General features: G+C 43.8%; 18 protein-coding genes. 14 read left to right on the top strand and 4 right to left on the bottom strand.

What is annotated here, in order from left to right; genetic code table 11:
* The first annotated feature begins 82 nt into the window (after positions 1–82).
* The 5 genes from DESOR_RS26805 to DESOR_RS29850 all read left to right on the top strand — a co-directional run bounded on the left by DESOR_RS26805 (position 83) and on the right by DESOR_RS29850 (position 4,884).
* Positions 83–751: a tetratricopeptide repeat protein gene (locus DESOR_RS26805; protein WP_014187744.1), complete on the top strand. Its 669-nt coding sequence runs from the start codon at positions 83–85 to the stop codon at positions 749–751.
* 36 nt (positions 752–787) lie between these two features.
* Positions 788–1,597, top strand: coding sequence for an MBL fold metallo-hydrolase (locus DESOR_RS26800; RefSeq protein ID WP_014187743.1), 810 nt, complete (start codon positions 788–790; stop codon positions 1,595–1,597).
* A gap of 19 nt (positions 1,598–1,616) precedes the next feature.
* Positions 1,617–2,765 carry a S1C family serine protease gene (locus DESOR_RS26795; RefSeq protein ID WP_014187742.1) on the top strand — a complete coding sequence of 383 codons (1,149 nt, stop codon included), beginning with the start codon at positions 1,617–1,619 and terminating at the stop codon, positions 2,763–2,765.
* Positions 2,766–2,937: 172 nt separating this feature from the next.
* Complete coding sequence (locus tag DESOR_RS26790; RefSeq protein ID WP_014187741.1) at positions 2,938–4,596, top strand: glutamine--tRNA ligase/YqeY domain fusion protein; 1,659 nt, start codon at positions 2,938–2,940, stop codon at positions 4,594–4,596.
* Positions 4,597–4,731: 135 nt separating this feature from the next.
* A complete protein-coding gene (locus tag DESOR_RS29850; RefSeq protein ID WP_014187740.1) occupies positions 4,732–4,884 on the top strand; it encodes a hypothetical protein in 153 nt (50 codons plus the stop codon).
* Between the two features lie 74 nt (positions 4,885–4,958).
* Here DESOR_RS29850 and DESOR_RS26785 read toward each other — a convergent pair whose 3' ends face one another.
* Positions 4,959–6,050 carry a putative NPN-dependent ornithine cyclodeaminase gene (locus tag DESOR_RS26785; protein ID WP_014187739.1) on the bottom strand — a complete coding sequence of 364 codons (1,092 nt, stop codon included), beginning with the start codon at positions 6,048–6,050 and terminating at the stop codon, positions 4,959–4,961.
* A gap of 255 nt (positions 6,051–6,305) precedes the next feature.
* Between DESOR_RS26785 and DESOR_RS26780 the strand changes: the two genes are divergently transcribed.
* On the top strand, positions 6,306–6,980 hold the full coding sequence (locus tag DESOR_RS26780) for a C40 family peptidase (protein WP_014187738.1): 675 nt from the start codon (positions 6,306–6,308) through the stop codon (positions 6,978–6,980).
* 66 nt (positions 6,981–7,046) lie between these two features.
* Here the strand turns inward: DESOR_RS26780 and ybaK are convergent, their stop codons facing one another.
* Entirely contained in the window at positions 7,047–7,526 is a 480-nt protein-coding gene (ybaK, locus tag DESOR_RS26775; protein WP_014187737.1) for a Cys-tRNA(Pro) deacylase, read from the bottom strand.
* A 295-nt stretch (positions 7,527–7,821) separates the two neighbouring features.
* On the opposite strand from ybaK, the gene DESOR_RS26770 reads away from it, so the two are divergent.
* Positions 7,822–8,988, top strand: coding sequence for an MGDG synthase family glycosyltransferase (locus tag DESOR_RS26770; protein WP_014187736.1), 1,167 nt, complete (start codon positions 7,822–7,824; stop codon positions 8,986–8,988).
* 3 nt (positions 8,989–8,991) lie between these two features.
* Here the strand turns inward: DESOR_RS26770 and DESOR_RS29565 are convergent, their stop codons facing one another.
* Positions 8,992–9,255, bottom strand: coding sequence for a hypothetical protein (locus tag DESOR_RS29565; RefSeq protein ID WP_158309074.1), 264 nt, complete (start codon positions 9,253–9,255; stop codon positions 8,992–8,994).
* Between the two features lie 104 nt (positions 9,256–9,359).
* On the opposite strand from DESOR_RS29565, the gene DESOR_RS26765 reads away from it, so the two are divergent.
* Complete coding sequence (locus DESOR_RS26765) at positions 9,360–9,575, top strand: hypothetical protein (RefSeq protein ID WP_042331737.1); 216 nt, start codon at positions 9,360–9,362, stop codon at positions 9,573–9,575.
* A 208-nt stretch (positions 9,576–9,783) separates the two neighbouring features.
* Here the strand turns inward: DESOR_RS26765 and DESOR_RS26760 are convergent, their stop codons facing one another.
* On the bottom strand, positions 9,784–10,659 hold the full coding sequence (locus DESOR_RS26760) for a radical SAM protein (RefSeq protein ID WP_014187735.1): 876 nt from the start codon (positions 10,657–10,659) through the stop codon (positions 9,784–9,786).
* Positions 10,660–10,901: 242 nt separating this feature from the next.
* On the opposite strand from DESOR_RS26760, the gene DESOR_RS26755 reads away from it, so the two are divergent.
* The 6 genes from DESOR_RS26755 to DESOR_RS26730 all read left to right on the top strand — a co-directional run bounded on the left by DESOR_RS26755 (position 10,902) and on the right by DESOR_RS26730 (position 15,800).
* Positions 10,902–11,471 (top strand): DUF1836 domain-containing protein, encoded by a 570-nt coding sequence (locus tag DESOR_RS26755; RefSeq protein ID WP_014187734.1) that lies wholly within the window; start codon positions 10,902–10,904, stop codon positions 11,469–11,471.
* Between the two features lie 47 nt (positions 11,472–11,518).
* On the top strand, positions 11,519–12,040 hold the full coding sequence (locus DESOR_RS26750; protein WP_014187733.1) for an NfeD family protein: 522 nt from the start codon (positions 11,519–11,521) through the stop codon (positions 12,038–12,040).
* Positions 12,037–13,035 carry a flotillin-like protein FloA gene (gene floA, locus DESOR_RS26745; protein WP_014187732.1) on the top strand — a complete coding sequence of 333 codons (999 nt, stop codon included), beginning with the start codon at positions 12,037–12,039 and terminating at the stop codon, positions 13,033–13,035. The genes DESOR_RS26750 and floA overlap by 4 nt, the downstream gene beginning before the upstream one ends.
* An 8-nt stretch (positions 13,036–13,043) precedes the next feature.
* On the top strand, positions 13,044–13,595 hold the full coding sequence (locus tag DESOR_RS26740; protein ID WP_014187731.1) for a hypothetical protein: 552 nt from the start codon (positions 13,044–13,046) through the stop codon (positions 13,593–13,595).
* Between the two features lie 140 nt (positions 13,596–13,735).
* Positions 13,736–14,428 carry a spore cortex-lytic enzyme gene (gene sleB / locus DESOR_RS26735; RefSeq protein WP_014187730.1) on the top strand — a complete coding sequence of 231 codons (693 nt, stop codon included), beginning with the start codon at positions 13,736–13,738 and terminating at the stop codon, positions 14,426–14,428.
* A 10-nt stretch (positions 14,429–14,438) separates the two neighbouring features.
* Positions 14,439–15,800, top strand: a complete 1,362-nt coding sequence (locus tag DESOR_RS26730) for a PepSY1/2 domain-containing protein (protein WP_014187729.1) — start codon at positions 14,439–14,441, stop codon at positions 15,798–15,800.
* Positions 15,801–15,926: the final 126 nt, after the last annotated feature.

Here is a 15,926-nt window from a genome sequence, read left to right as displayed (position 1 = left end):
CCAACCAGTGCAGAGAGGTTGGACGGGTTAAAAAGACATGGTACAATGGTATCTGGGATTAAATGGTCGGGAGGGCGGACTTTTGAATAAAAAATCACAACGAATATACGCTGGAATTCTTGCCGTTGTTGTTAGTGTTGCCATGGTAGGCTCGGCTTTTGTCGGCTACTTTTTGAGTAAAGATTCGCCGCCGGCTAATTCGGGCAGCTCCAGTACTGCCAATATAGAAGCAGATTATCAAAACCAGAAGGCGAGTATTAATGCCATGGTTAAGCAAGCCGAAGAAACCCCTGATAACGTATCTTTACTTAAGGCCCTTGCCGATGCGTATTATAATGCCGGCATGACATCACAAATCATAGCACCTGCCGAGACTCAGGATAATTTTAAAAAGGCGGTAGAAGCCTATCAAAAGGTATTAAAGACCAATCAAGATCCCAATATTATTGTGGATATGGCGACATCTGCCTTTTACAGCGGGAACTATGATCTTGCCGAACAAAGTTATAAGCAAGCCTTAGACATGAAGCCGGATTTTTTAACTGCCTTATTCAATTATGGGGTTTTCCTTTCTCAGGCAAAGAATGACTGGGCTGGGGCCCTTATTCAATGGCAAAAGGCCTTGCCCTTGGCCCAGACGGATTCGGAAAAAGAACAGATTCAAGCCTTGATTAGCCAGGCTCAGAGTAAAGTCAACGCTAATCAATCAACCAACGGCGTATCAAATCCTAACTTAAAAAACGCTGATTAAGTTATTTATGGGAAAAAAACGGAGAGGCGGAGGGGCATGCATTTTACAACGTTGGCAAGCGGAAGTTCTGGAAATTCAATACTTATCGGAGAAGAGAACCGGCATTTTCTGGTGGATTGTGGAATAAGCGGGAAAAGCCTTCTGCATAACCTTTCTCAGGTCAACATAGCATGTTCAGAAATAGAAGGTATTGTCGTAACCCATGAACATATTGATCATATTCGCGGAGTGGGTATTCTGGCCCGCAAACTAAAGATTCCGGTCTATGCCACGCCAGGACTTTGGCAGGTTATGAGTCACTCTTTGGGAAAGCTTGCCGATCATCAGCGTATCGAAGTTCAAGAGGGGTTCTCTTGTGCAGGTCTGAATGTCCTGCTTTATCCTACATCTCATGACAGCCGGGAAAGTTACGGTTTAAAAATATCCCGTCCAAAGCAAAAGGACAAGCAGGAATTAGCAGTAGGAATCGCTACGGACAGTGGAATGATTACCCAAGGAATGCATAAACATCTGCAAGGATGTGATGCCCTTGTAGTCGAGGCAAATTATGATGAGTACCGTTTGCTGAATGGTCCATATCCTGCCTATTTGAAGAAGCGAATAAGAGGCAATTATGGACATCTGGAAAATAAACAATTGGCTGAAGGGCTGCTTGAGTGGGTTAAAGACAATACTCAGCGGGTTGTGCTGGCGCATCTTAGTGAAGAAAATAATACCCCGGAAATCGCTTTGTCTACGGTTTTGAGTATTCTTAAGGGATCAAAACGAACTAAAGAGCACTCAAACCTTCAAGTTCACGTTGCTCCGCGGCATTCCCCGCATGAATTGATCAGGTTAATGGAATAATAGACATAGGAGGTAAGTTATGGACTACTATAAAGATTATAAATATTCACGGAGAGGTCCTGGCTTTTTTTCAACCGTCATTGTTGCTTTAATCAGTGCCCTAATAGGCGGAATCATTGCTGTCATGCTGGTTCCTTCAGTGTACGGAAACAAACAAGCTGCGCCTTCCAATCAAGTTGTCTTAAATCAAGGGCAATCAACCCCTTCGATTCAAACGGAGAATACGGCAAATTTCCCGGTTACGCAGATTGCTAAAGCCACAGGGCCCGCGGTTGTTGGTATAGCTAACTTCCAATCCAGGGGATCTCTCTTTGGGGGGAGCGGTTCCACGGAGGTCGGAAGCGGCTCAGGCTTTATTGTCGATGCCCAGCATGGGTATATCGTAACCAATAACCATGTGATTTCCGGGGCGGAAAAAATTATCGTCAGTCTGGCTGACGGCAGAAATATTAATGGTAAACTTGTGGGCAGTGATGAGCGGACGGATTTAGCAGTGGTGCAAATTGAGGATACCAAGGACTTAGTCGCCACTCAATTAGGAGATTCCTCAAAACTCCAAGTGGGAGAGCCCGTGGTTGCTATTGGCAATCCCGGCGGACAGGAATTTGCCCGCTCGGTGACGACAGGTGTTGTTTCAGCAACCAACCGCATCTTAAATATTCCGGGGGAAGCAAGTTTTAATCTTATTCAGACTGATGCCGCTATTAATCCGGGCAACAGCGGCGGCCCTCTTGTTAATTACCAAGGGCAAGTAGTTGGGATTAATTCTGCTAAAAATCAGGAACCCGGATTTGAGGGAATGGGCTTTGCAATCCCTATCACCGATGCTTTGCCAACCATCAAACAATTAATCGAGAAGGGCTATGCCAGTCATCCTGGACTCAATGTTCAAATAGACCCCAGATATACAGCTGAATATGCCAGTCAGCGAGGATGGCCTGAAGGCGCTTACGTCTCAAAGGTTACCTCCGGCGGCCCGGCTGATGAAGCGGGAATCAAAGCAGGAGATGTTTTGACCAAGATTGACGGAGTTGCCATTTCCGATTCTTTAGAACTGACACACCAGTTATTAAAGCATAACCCGGGAGACAAAGTTACCGTAACTGTTTACCGGAATAATAAGACCATCGATGTTTCCTTGACACTAACGGAAATTAAGTCACAATAAGGCCGCCCAAAGTATCCTAACGAGCCTGTAAGTTGGTTACTAGTAAACTAAGTTACAGGCTTTTTATCTTACTGGATTGAATGTTGAACTATAACAATGAATGCAGTATTATTGAGAGCAAAGGTGAATTTGGCAGAAGCAGGAATCATCGAGTGAGAAAGGTTGATAACGGATGGATAACAGACCTACTTCTAATTTTTTAAAAAACATAATTACTGAGGATTTAAAATCAGGTAAAGTTGATCACATTATTACACGGTTCCCTCCTGAGCCTAACGGTTATTTACATATTGGACATGCCAAATCCATTATCCTTAATTTTGAATTAGCCGATGAATTTAAAGGAAAAACCAATCTTCGCTTTGATGACACTAATCCGACCAAAGAAGATACAGAGTATGTAGAATCAATTAAGGAAGATGTTCGCTGGCTGGGGTATGAGTGGGACAATCTGTTCTTTGCTTCGGATTACTTTGAGGAAATGTATAAGCGGGCGGTACTCCTGATTAAAAAAGGGAAGGCCTATGTCTGTGATTTAAAGGCTGATGAAATTCGCCAAATGCGTGGTTCCTTGACTGAGGTTGGGCAAAAGAGTCCTTATCGGGACCGTAGTGCCGAAGAGAACCTGGATTTATTCGAACGCATGAAAAAGGGCGAATTTAAAGACGGAGAAAAAGTTTTACGGGCCAAAATCGATATGGCATCACCGAATATCAATATGCGGGACCCGGTCTTGTACCGGATTGCCCACGCCTCCCACCACAATACGGGTGACAAGTGGTGTATTTACCCAATGTATGATTTTGCTCATCCCTTGGAAGACGCTATCGAGGGAGTTACTCACTCCATATGCACCTTGGAATTTGAGGATCATCGTCCCTTATATGATTGGGTTATTCGTGAATGTGAAATGGAAGAGGTACCTCACCAATATGAATTTGCTCGCCTGAACATTACAAATACGGTCATGAGTAAGCGAAAATTAAAGCAATTGGTGGACGAAAAGGTTGTTGACGGCTGGGATGATCCGCGTATGCCTACCATCTCCGGACTGAGGCGCAGAGGATATACCCCTGAAGCAATTCGTAATTTTGCCCGGGAGATAGGAGTTGCCAAAGCAGATAGTGTCGTGGACAGCAAAATGCTGGAGCATTTTATCCGAGAGGATTTAAAGCTGAAAGCCCCCAGGACAATGGCAGTATTGGAACCTTTAAAAGTTATTATTACTAATTACCCTGAGGACACAGTGGAAATGTTAGAGGCAGAAAATAATCCGGAAAATCCGGACATGGGCAGCCGGCAAATTCCATTTTCAAGGGAACTCTATATCGAGCAAGAGGATTTTATGGAAAATCCGCCGCCAAAGTATCATAGACTTTTTGTCGGCAATGAAGTTCGTTTAAAAAACGCCTATTTTATAAAGTGCAATGATTTTGTAAAAGATGAACGTGGCAAAGTTATCGAACTGCACTGCACCTATGACCCTGAGACTAAGAGCGGCACAGGCTTTACAGGACGAAAAGTCAAAGGTACCATTCATTGGGTCGAAGCGTCTCAAGCATTACCGGCCGAGTTCAGGCTTTATGAACCTTTGATCCTGGATCAAGAGGAAGAGGATGACGGTTCATTTCTGGACTATATAAATCCCAAATCTCTGGAAACTGTACAGGGCTTGGTTGAGCCCGGTCTTAAGACAGCAAAGGTTCAGGATAAATTCCAATTTGTACGGCATGGTTATTTTACGATTGATTCTTCCCATTTTAACCAAGACCGTCTTGTCTTTAACAGAATAGTATCTCTCAAGAGTTCCTACCAGCTACCAAAATCATAACTTGCTACCCAAAGTTTAGGTTTATTATTAAAAGCATCCTTCTTCACCAGTATAGGTGAGTGAGGATGCTTTTTTGAGTATTTTTGGTTTTCATTGGGAATAGTAGAAATAACTAACGATAATGGAGGGTTCAGAATGGAAAATCAAACACCTCAAGACTTGACGGCTAACCAAGGAGACATGGGAAGTGATCAGACTGACAATCTGACTAACAACCTGGATGATTCCATTGGGCTTAGTCAAAATAAACTACGGAACTCAGAAGTTCGAGAGTTAACATTGTCATAGCTGAATCAAACATTTCCAGTTCATTTCTAGTTTTCCTTAGAGGCCTGACTTATGGTTGCGGGCCTCTTTCTTTGTCATGACGAGACTAGATTATTCCTTAAGTGAACGACGAAATCCTGAACGTTGGTGACTAAGGTAGTAACGGATAATGACCCTCTGTCTTTGAGTTTATTCACCGCAAATTCGGCAATGTCCACACAGTAAATGTACACAGGACGTATTTCACCGTTTTTCTGGGTATAGGCAGGGGTCATATTTCCTGCAGCAATGGTATGGAGTTGAGTCGCCAGACAGATAAGGGTTGTGGCCTTGCGAGTGTGTTTGCGCATTTCGTCTTGGGCCTGATAAACATTGGCAATAACCGGCGGAAGCGGGCCATCATCACGAATAGAGCCTGCCAGCACTAAGGGAACCTTATTCTTAATAGCAGAATAAACAACCCCATCGTGAATAGATTCTTTTTCAATTAATTGGTCAAGAGAGCCTGCTTCTCGAGCCTTATTAATTAAGTCAAGATGGTGGTAATGAGCATTGGGCGGGGATTGTTGGTTATAGGTGTTTTGCCCTAAAGCGGTTCCAAATAAGGCGGCTTCAAGGTCATGGGTAGCCATGGCATTGCCGGCAAGAATGGCATGGACATAACCGTTGGCAATCAGGGCCGATAGGGCCAGTCTCGAATCATAGTCAAATACGACAGCCGGGCCTAGGACCCAGACAATATAACCGTGATCTTTTTCATAGTTAAGAAGATCATAGAGATCGTTGTAGTCTTTTGAGTAAGCTGTTTCCCTGGAGCGGCCGGATCGAAAGGCAAATAAATCGGCACTGGCCTCGTGGGAGCTAAAACCTCTGGCATAAACATAGATCCCCTGACGGCCGTCTTCACTGCGGCCGACAATGACTTGGTCCCCGACCTTCAGATTTCTAAATTCAACAACCTGTATAGTTCCGTCGGATTTTAAAACGGGGACACCGTCCATTCTGCTTTCCCTTGCTAAGATCCATTGACCTTGTATTTTAAAATACTCCGGATATATTGAAAGCCCATGGTAATGCTCAGGAGCGACTCCTTCTATGGTTACTTTGACTGTTTGTGCATCCGGGGCGGATAAAAAAGGTTCTTGGTTAAAATCCGGTTCTTTATAGGTTGGCAAATGAAAGTTCATTCAGCTTCCTCCTTATTTCTTTTCACTTATTTTATCCAATTATGAAAAAATAAACGGAACTAATTTAATAGGAGGCCTATGCCTTGAAGACAAGGCTTTGCTGGCGTCAGGTATGAGTAAGGTATCTTGTCGATGTTTGTAAATAAATTGAAAAAATACAACATTTTTGAGATGGACTATTGAAGCTAATTTCAGGATAATAAAAGCAGGGAAGTCTTTAAAGATCTCATAGGTAACATCAAAAGGAGGAAAAGGATGAAAAACAAAATTATTCTTGTGCTTTTTTTAATCTGTTTCATGTTTTCTTTATCTGCAACCGCTCAGGCTTCCCTTGGGGATAGTTTACTTAAGGTGGGTTCAAGAGGTGCGGATGTGGTGGAGCTGCAGACAAAACTCAATCAGCTTGGCTATAGCGTTGGTACAGTTGATGGGATCTTTGGAAATTTGACGAAACAAGGGGTTATGAATTTTCAAAAGGTACATAGTCTTGTGGTTGATGGGATTGTAGGACCGAATACCGTTAACTCATTAAATACGGCCGCTGCCGGTTTGCAGGGTCAGCAAAAAATTAATGCTATCCTTAGTACTGCCAAACAATATCTGGGGGTAAAGTATCAATGGGGAGGGTCGACCCCAGAAACAGGTTTTGACTGTTCCGGATTTGTCGCTTATGTATTTAAACAGAATGGAATTTCACTGCCCCGGGTTTCACGTGATCAATATACCGTTGGGACCAAGGTCTCCTTTGACAATCTGCAACCGGGAGATTTAGTATTTTTCTCATTTGGGGGCAATGGTGTTGTAGACCATGATGGAATCTATCTTGGCGGAGGACAATTTATTAATGCTTCATCGTCAAAAGGGGTTACCATCTATACTATTGGTCCTTATTGGAAATCCGTTTATGTTGGAGCACGACGAGTAATATAGGTTAATCATGCTGATAAATTAAGAAAAGACAGTATGCCCAGGAAGGACATACTGTCTTTTTTGGTGTTATGGCTCATTGGAGATTTCGCCTAACTTGGCCTCGGTTACTGAAATTAAATCTTGGGGCTTAAGGTAAAGCTGAAGTCCCCGTAACCCTGCACTTACAGCGACCTTTTCCAGTTCGGTTACAGCCGAGTCGATGAAAATAGGATAACGTTTCTTCATACCCAGAGGAGAAACACCTCCTCGGATATAGCCTGTTAGGGGCTGAACTTCCTTTAAGGAGACGACTTCCACTTTTTTATTTCCGCTCAGTGCCGCTAAGCCCTTAAGATGGAGTTCGTGATCTCCTTGAATACAAGCGACAACGACTCCGGTTTTATCCCCACGGGCGACCAGGGTTTTATAAACTTCAGCGATGTTCAAGCCAACCTTTTGAGCAACTGAAACAGCGGATAAATCGGACTCATCAACGGTGTATTCTTTTATTTCGTAGGGAATCTTATTCTTATCAAGAATTCTGGCAGCATTTGTCTTTTGGGACATTATTCTCTTCTCCTTTTTTTGTGCTATCACCAGTGAGTAGGCGAGCCTCGGAATGCTGGGGCAGCCTTAAGCAGCGGCATTAAAGGATATCCTTAAAAAATGTAGACCTGAAAAGCAGACAGTTCCTGCATGAGTGAGCAATTTTTACAGGGATAATAAGAATAGTTATGAATATCCGCTTTTCTTTTAAAAAGGATATCCCTATAATAGTAACTATAATCCTGAGAGTTTACTGGATTCGGTTAGGGCAAACTCGGTAATGGTTTGTTGATGTTAGAGGGAGGTAGTAGTACCTTTGAAACAATTAAAGGTTCTCGTGTTTTCCGCATCCTTTGGAAATGGGCATTTGCGGGCTGCTGAAGCTGTGATCGAAGGGATACGGATTAAGGAACCTACTGCGGAAATTATTCACCTTGATTTTGGAGATTTTCTAAATAAAGCAGTGAATACGATGATTAAAAATGTTTATGGCGAGATTATTAACCATATCCCCAAACTTTGGGGGAGATTCTATTATAGAACATCCATGGTAAAGCCTCAGTCTGTGGGCCAGCGTTTTTTAAATAAATTAGGGCGCAAGGAATTTATAAACTATGTTAATGTCCTGAAACCGGATTTAATTATTTGTACTTATCCCACCGTTTCCTCGGTCTTGGCTCAGTTAAGACAAGAAAAAATATTGGGGGTCCCAGTTATTACCATAGTAACGGATTATACCCTGCACAGTCATTGGGTCCATCCCAGTGTCGACCGTTATATTGTAGCTTGTCCGGAGGTTAGGGAAAGCTTATTGTCTTGGGGAATCGAGAATTGGCGTATCCATGACTCGGGTATTCCCGTGAGCCCTAAATTTGAAGAAACAATCGATCGAAATAAGGTACTTTCACAGTTGGGCTTAAAACCCGACCAGCCGATTCTTTTAGTGATGGGAGGGTCCTACGGAGTCTTAAAAAGTGCCAACCGAATCTGCAAAAATCTTGCCGAGTCAATAATTCCTGTTCAGACCATCATTGTCTGCGGAAAAAATGAAAAATTATATCATTCCTTAAAGGAAGTTATAACTCAAACCAAAAATCCTCTAGTTCGGCTTAAGTATGTTCATAATGTGGAAGAATTAATGTCCGTTTCCAATCTGATTATCACCAAAGCAGGCGGTTTAACAGTGTCTGAAGCCCTTACGAAGCATTTGCCCCTTTTGATTTATAAACCTATTCCTGGCCAAGAGGAAGAAAATGCTCATTTTATTCAAAAAATCGGCGCAGGCGTCGTTGCCGAGACTGAGGCAGAATTAAACCGGCTTATTAACTATTTACTAAGATGTCCTGAGGAAGTGGATAAAATGAGGGAAAAAGCGACAGCCGCTTTGCCAGGGCATTCAACTCAACGTGCTGTGGAAGAGATCTTGGAATTGGTCAATAATAGGGATTATAGTCTAAATATGATGGGTGTCAAGGGATCGTAAGCATTAAACAATTAGTTTGTGCGTATATCCCCATAGCATCACCCGAACAAGATGGAATTCTCTGGAACTATGTTTAAGCAAAGGTTGGACTACAATCTTTGCTTTTTTTTGTACTACTACTTTGAAAAAAGCCTCTTGGGCAGACAGCGGGTCGGTTCTTCTGTCTGGCTCTGGAGAGGAGCGCTTTTTCAGCACGCGTCTGCGAGTTCCGCCGCTGCCTCGCTGGACGGTTCGCGAGCGCGTCCGAACCTCTGGGTATTTCTGCATGTGAACCTGCGGCGCGCTGCGGGGACGCGAACCGTCGGCGCTCGTCTTAGCGCGGCTCCACTCACGCATCCGCTTAGCTGAAAAAGCGCTCCTTCTGCAGTTTATTGGGAGCGGAAGCTGAACTTTGGGGGGCTCAGGTTAGGTTTCGCGGAATCTTTAGCAATTTTCATCCTCTGCTGGTGCTGCGGCACGGCATGGGGGTCTACTCTGAAAAATGGGACCCGAAAGCAAGGGAAGCTTCGTCCACAGAAGCAAACCCATTGCATGGAGAGGCGGGAAAGGCCCACAAAGCGGTTGCGGGGAATGCGGAGCCTGGTTAACTCCAGGTACTACCCGGAGGTTTGGCACGAAAGTGTCCGGTGGACACTTTCGCCGAAGCGGCTATCTCCAAAGAAGACTGATTCGCTGAAGGCTAGCTCCCGCAACGGCGAGTGGGCGAGCCTCGGAATGCTGCGGTACACGAAGACACTGTCTTCGCACGAATTAACTTTCTCGCACGGATGTGGCGAAGCTGCCCGACCCAGGAGCCTAGAGCCCCCTCCAATATTCCGGACGAAGCCGCTCTGTGGATCGATTGTTAATAATATGATCCATGGTCTCTAAAAGCTCCCGTCGGTCTTCGGGAAGAGTTGCCCGCAGGGGTAAGTAATTGGAAGCGTGATTACTCCTAAAGACACAATGGGACACATTAAGTGCTGCGAGGAGAGTACGAAGTTCTATAAGCGATTCGAAAGGATTGAGGAGTTGAAAAGAGCCTTCTCTAATGGCTTGAGCGAGAGGTGCATCGGGTTCCAACATTAAAGTAAGGGCCCCTAAATATTCAGGATCTATCTCACTGACCACCCGAGCGGTATCCATTGCATGTGCCTGGGAAAGGGTTTTGCCGCCAAGACCGATAATGATAGTGCAAGATAGTGTCAAGCCGCTTGCTTTAACTTTCTGCCCGGCAGCAATCATCTGATCGGCAGTTACACCCTTGCAGACAGCCTGCAAAATTTCCTCATTGCCGCTTTCAACTCCCAGATAGACAATATGCAAACCATGTTCTTTTAAATCCGCCAATTCTTTAGGGCTTTTGGCAAGGATATCTTTGGGACCTCCGTAAATTCCTACTCGCTTGAGCTGGGGGAAGGTATTATAAAGCCGGTCAAGGATCTCTATCAGCAGTGGTGTATCAACAGCAATGGCATCGCCGTCCGCTAGAAAAATCCGCTCAGTCCCTGAGTCTTGATCACGGGCAGCATTAATAATCTCAGTTATTTCTGCCCGGGATTTAATCCGAAATTTTTTATCTTTGTACATTGTACAAAAGGTACAAGCGTTATGCTTGCATCCCACAGAAATCTGTAATATAAGGCTTTTGGCTTCACTTGGCGGTCGATAAATTGTTCCTTCGTAAAACATGCTTGTCATCTCCTATCCTATCTTATCCGGTCAGATATTTTAGTGTTTGTTCTACAACGAGGGGGTGAGTACCTGCATAAAAGCAGACAAATTTTGGTTTAACAAAGCTAATCCATCTAACGCGATTATATTTACCATTAATGGCCTAAACAAAAGCCTTGACATATGATCATTATGATCATATAATGAGATTATAAAAATTAAAACAAACTCTTGAAAGATTTGAATTAAGCAGGTGGGTTATGAGCTATAAACATTCTCAAGCAATTCGCACGGTACTAAATGAATTAGAGCCTAAAAAAAAGGCACTGCCCTATTTAGAACTGGATTCTATGATGCTTTCACAAGTTGTGGAAGTAGCGAAACGGGTTAGCCAGAATGATATTAATCCCAATCATATTCAGAATTGGGTCAGACGTAAGTACCTGCCTAATCCGGCCAAGAAAAAATATACTCGTGAGCAAGTTGCTAATGTATTGCTCCTAAATGACTTGCGGGATATCCTGTCTTTAGAGGAGGTCTCTCATTTATTAGGGTATGTCAATGAAAGCCTTTTAGATACATCCGACGATCGGATTAATCCAACGAAGCTTTATGGATATTACAGTGAGATTTTCGATTGTTTACAGGAAGATTGGGAAAAATCCCTGCAAGGATTAGAAAAGGAGGTTGAAGATACTTTAGCCGGAGAAGGGATGCCTGAAGAAGACCGGGAAATAGTTGCTACGACTCTTGTAATTCTCAATTTATTGGCAAGAGCCAATTTATATAAACAGATTGCCAAACGTTGGTTGAAAAGTTTAGAGGATTAGCTTGGTTTTTGCTTAAAATCCAGATTTGCAGAAAGGAGGATAAGGCTGTGTCACAGGGGTTTATTATAATGCTGATTCTGATAGGAATCGCTCTGCTGGCAGTCGAGGTGTTTGTCATTCCCGGTTTTGGTGTCAGTGGAATTCTCGGTATGGCGTCCCTGATTACAGGGATATTTTTGGTCACAGATACCTTGATGGAAGGGTTAGTTTATACGGCGATATCTCTATTCATACTAGGTATAATAGTCTTCTTTAGTTTTCGCTCGGCCAGAACTCGACGGATATGGAAGAGATTTTCCTTAAGCACCCGCCAGACACCGAATGAAGGGTATATTGCTCCTAAGCCTCAGTACGAAATGTATTTAGGGAAAGTCGGAACAGCTCTCACCCAGCTGCGTCCTGCCGGGACCGGTGAATTTGATGGATTAAAATTGGATGTTGTAACCGAGGGGGGGTATATTGGACTGGGGACAGACATAAAAGTTATTGCAGTCGAAGGAACCCGGATCATTGTCAGGGAAGTTAAAAATAAGGAGGTGAAGCTCGGTAAAGACCGGGCAGATCAATGAATCCATTATTCACAACTTTAGCGTTATTTGTTCTAGGTTTTGTAATCATAGGCGTTTTTCTCACCTTTATTCCCGTAGGGCTATGGATTTCAGCATTAGCAGCGGGAGTCAATGTAGGAATCTTTAACTTAATAGGTATGCGGCTGAGGCGAGTAGTTCCGTCAAAAATCGTTAATCCATTAATTAAAGGACATAAAGCAGGTTTGTCCATAACCACAGACATGCTTGAAGCTCACTATTTAGCAGGCGGGAATGTGGATAGGGTTGTCAACGCCCTTATTGCTTCAGAACGGGCAGCCATTCCACTGCCATTTGAGCGGGCCGCTGCTATCGATTTAGCCGGCCGGGATGTTCTTCAAGCAGTTCAGATGTCGGTTAATCCAAAAGTGATAGAAACGCCTGTAGTGTCCGCCGTGGCCCAAAACGGCATTGAGTTAAGAGTTAAAGCTAAGGTTACCGTACGCGCCAATATCGATAGATTAGTCGGCGGTGCAGGAGAAGAAACGATTATTGCCCGGGTGGGAGAAGGAATTGTCACCAGTATCGGTTCTTCTGAATCCCATAAAGCTGTTTTAGAAGAGCCTGAGTTGATTTCGCAAACGGTTTTAGCCAAGGGCTTGGACGCCGGAACAGCCTTTGAAATTCTGTCCATTGATATGGCGGATGTTGATGTGGGTAAAAACATTGGAGCTCAGCTGCAAATGGATCAAGCTGAAGCAGATAAGCGAATTGCTCAGGCAAAAGCAGAAGAACGCCGAGCAATGGCTGTTGCCAGAGAGCAAGAAATGAGGGCATCTGTTGAAGAAATGCGGGCTAAGGTTGTTGAAGCTGAAGCCGAAGTACCGAGAGCCATGGCCGGAGCATTAAAAGATGGCAAACTGGGTGTTATGGATTATTACAATATGCAAAATATTATTTCCGATACTCAGATGAGAGGAAGTATTGCCCAGACAAGTAAAAATGGATCGGGCAATGATGGCCTCAATAAGAAGTAGGTGAGATCATGTCGGTCTTTACAGTTGTTATTATCTTTTGGATTGTCTATCAGGTGTTCATTTCTATTATGAAGAAAGGAAGAGAACTCAACAAGAATTTTGAACCCCTAAAATTGCCGGACAGCCGTTCAATCAGAGAGGTTATGCAAAAATCACCGGCAGGATTTCCGCAAACGGTAAAATCCTTTATGGATGGTTATATCCAAACTGAAGGAACTCAGGGGGTAGAAGGCACTCAAGGCGTAGAGGGGACTCAGGAGGTAGAAGGGACTCAGGAGGTAGAAGGAACTCAAGGCATAGAGGGAACTCAAGGAATTGAAGGTACCCATAGACTTGAAGAACCCCGCAGACTTAATGATATTCAGGGAGCTAAAAAAGCCTCAGCCATTGAAGAGAATAGTGCCAATCAAGAGTGCAAGTCCAATAAAAGAATGTTGGGGATGCCGTTAACAAATGACTGCTGTTCTTTCTCGAAAAGAGAACTCCTTCAGGGTGTAATCTTATCGGAAATCTTAGGGAAGCCAAGAGCTTTACATCCTTTCAGAGGACCTCGCTCTTAATTTAATAATAAAAATTTCTTGAACTTGGCCATAGGGGTAAAATCCTATGGCTTTTTCTTTTACGTTTATCAGGGCGATGGTGGATAATTTTTGAAGACTTTTGCCACACTAAAGATTATTAAATAAGGTGAGGTGAGGGTATGAAAGTTCATATTAGACCGTGGGCGATTGTAATTGCCATAGGATTAGTACTCAGCATAGCTATATCTGGGTTTGCCTATGCAGCCTTAGGTGATCGTTTACTGGGAAGAGGAAGTAAAGGGCCTGAAGTAACAGAGTTACAGAAACGATTGGTCCAATTAGGTTATGTTTTAGGACCCGTGGATGGAAAGTTCGGAGCAAAGACAGAAGCGGCAATTAAACGCTTTCAAAAGGAACACGGCCTAAGAGTGGATGGATTGGCAGGTACGCGAACAATCCAGGAACTAAAGCGTCTCACAGGGCAAAGCACAAATGCATCAGGAAAAGCTGTTGGTTATAAAAATATCGACACAAACCTTTTGGCCCGTGCTGTGAACGGTGAGGCTAGAGGTGAACCTTATTTAGGACAGGTGGCTGTTGCTGCCGTAATTCTAAATCGGATTAAGGATCCGGCATTTCCGAAAACCGTTGCAGATATTATCTATCAGCCAAGAGCTTTTTCCAGCGTGGATGATGGTCAAATTAACTTGCCCCCTTCAGCGACAGCACTTCGTGCTGCTCAAGAGGCTGTCAATGGTTCAGATCCTTCGGGCGGAGCCCTCTTCTTTTTTAATCCGGCTAAAACGTCAAACAAATATATATGGTCACGTCCGCAAATTAAGCAAATAGGAAATCATATATTTACAAAGTAGGGGGACTAGTATGCGCAGAAAATTATGGATCGGTGTTTTAGCAGCAGCCTTGTTAGTCTCGGTGGGCTGGGGATGGACTGAATACCGTTTAGCGGGAGAATATCGTCTGGCAGCGGAAAATGCTAACCGCCGGGCATTAACAGACTTTGCAAGTCACCTTGATCAATTAGAGACGGATATGGCCAAAGGAAATGTCGCCAGTAACCCTGCCCAAAAAATTCTTTACTTAAGTCAAGTCACAAGTAAAAGTGAAGCGGCACTTAAAGATTTTGCCCAAATTCCTGCTCAGCAAACGGGGCTTAGCTATGTGGGACAATTTTTAACCCAATCAGGAGATTTTGCCAGGACGCTGACTCAAAAAATTGCCGGAGGAGGGACTATCACCGCTGATGAAGAAAAGACGCTGAGAGATATTCATGAGCGTTTGATGCCCGTCAATCAAAAGGTTCAGGACTTAATCCTTCGTATAGACACGGAACAGCTGGTATGGACTGATCCTAAGCCCTCTCTATGGCAAAGACTTGGATTGAGCACTCAAGTGGCTGAAGCTTCTGCCGATGGATCAGAAGCACCTTCGAAGTCGGTAAGATCCGGTTTGGATCAGCTTGATGCAAGTTTGCAAAAGCTTCCGCCTTTCTCATATGAGGGAGAATACTCTTCACGTGTTGTTCAGAAGCCCTTAGGTCTCCCGCAAGGGAATATTAGCAGGGATCAATCCTTGGCTAAAGCTAAGGATTTCTTAAAGAAAATCGGGTATACCAATGTGAAGCCGGAATTCGGGGGAGAATCTCAGGATGCTTTGGGAGGATTTATTTGGAAGTACAAGGATGCTTATTTGGAAGTAAGTCGTCAAGGTGGTGTGGTCACCCTATTTCGTGATCAGCGTTCTATTGAGCCTAAGACATTAACTATGCAAGAAGCGACGAACAAGGCCAAGGCGATTTTGAAAACCTTAGGCTGGCAGCTTGTGATTACTTCCAGTGAAGATTTCGGATCTTATGTTCAGTTTGATGCTGTTGCGGAAGAGGATGGGGTAAGAATTTATCCTGACAAAGTACGCTTGATGCTTGCCATTGATAATGGTCAACTTGTCGGACTGGATGCAGCGCCCTATTATGCATTTCATCATGAACGTACCTTCCCTTCGAAAATATCCATGGATCAGGCAACTCGTAAATTGCGCCCCAATTTTCAGATCATCGAGAGTCGCTTGGCGGTTATTGCAAAAACCGGTAACCAAGAGTTATATTGTTATGAATTCCGGGGTCGATACCAGGGAGAAGAATACCTGGTCTACTTAAATGCTGCGACGGGCTCGGAAGAAAAGATACAGCGAATAATTAAGACTCCGCGAGGGGAATATCTTAAATAATAATTGGTAAATTAGCGAGAGGGAGATTCCCTCTCGCTCTTGAATATTCTGGCGGATTAATTTATAAATAGTTAATAAAGGATTTTTGGGAAATAGCGAGAATAGGCACTTTAAGCAATTAGTTTT

The sequence above is a fragment of the Desulfosporosinus orientis DSM 765 genome (assembly GCF_000235605.1).
Lineage (GTDB): Bacteria > Bacillota > Desulfitobacteriia > Desulfitobacteriales > Desulfitobacteriaceae > Desulfosporosinus > Desulfosporosinus orientis.
Note: the sequence above shows the minus strand (reverse complement) of the source record. Positions and strands in the feature narration are given on the sequence as shown.

Coding starts and splice junctions, on each gene's coding strand:
- DESOR_RS26800 (WP_014187743.1), top strand. CDS start 788: ATGCATTTTACAACGTTGGCAAGCGGAAGTTCTGGAAATTCAATACTT.
- DESOR_RS26795 (WP_014187742.1), top strand. CDS start 1,617: ATGGACTACTATAAAGATTATAAATATTCACGGAGAGGTCCTGGCTTT.
- DESOR_RS26790 (WP_014187741.1), top strand. CDS start 2,938: ATGGATAACAGACCTACTTCTAATTTTTTAAAAAACATAATTACTGAG.
- DESOR_RS29850 (WP_014187740.1), top strand. CDS start 4,732: ATGGAAAATCAAACACCTCAAGACTTGACGGCTAACCAAGGAGACATG.
- DESOR_RS26785 (WP_014187739.1), bottom strand. CDS start 6,050: ATGAACTTTCATTTGCCAACCTATAAAGAACCGGATTTTAACCAAGAA.
- DESOR_RS26780 (WP_014187738.1), top strand. CDS start 6,306: ATGAAAAACAAAATTATTCTTGTGCTTTTTTTAATCTGTTTCATGTTT.
- ybaK (WP_014187737.1), bottom strand. CDS start 7,526: ATGTCCCAAAAGACAAATGCTGCCAGAATTCTTGATAAGAATAAGATT.
- DESOR_RS29565 (WP_158309074.1), bottom strand. CDS start 9,255: ATGCAGAAATACCCAGAGGTTCGGACGCGCTCGCGAACCGTCCAGCGA.
- DESOR_RS26760 (WP_014187735.1), bottom strand. CDS start 10,659: ATGTTTTACGAAGGAACAATTTATCGACCGCCAAGTGAAGCCAAAAGC.
- DESOR_RS26755 (WP_014187734.1), top strand. CDS start 10,902: ATGAGCTATAAACATTCTCAAGCAATTCGCACGGTACTAAATGAATTA.
- floA (WP_014187732.1), top strand. CDS start 12,037: ATGAATCCATTATTCACAACTTTAGCGTTATTTGTTCTAGGTTTTGTA.
- DESOR_RS26740 (WP_014187731.1), top strand. CDS start 13,044: ATGTCGGTCTTTACAGTTGTTATTATCTTTTGGATTGTCTATCAGGTG.
- sleB (WP_014187730.1), top strand. CDS start 13,736: ATGAAAGTTCATATTAGACCGTGGGCGATTGTAATTGCCATAGGATTA.
- DESOR_RS26730 (WP_014187729.1), top strand. CDS start 14,439: ATGCGCAGAAAATTATGGATCGGTGTTTTAGCAGCAGCCTTGTTAGTC.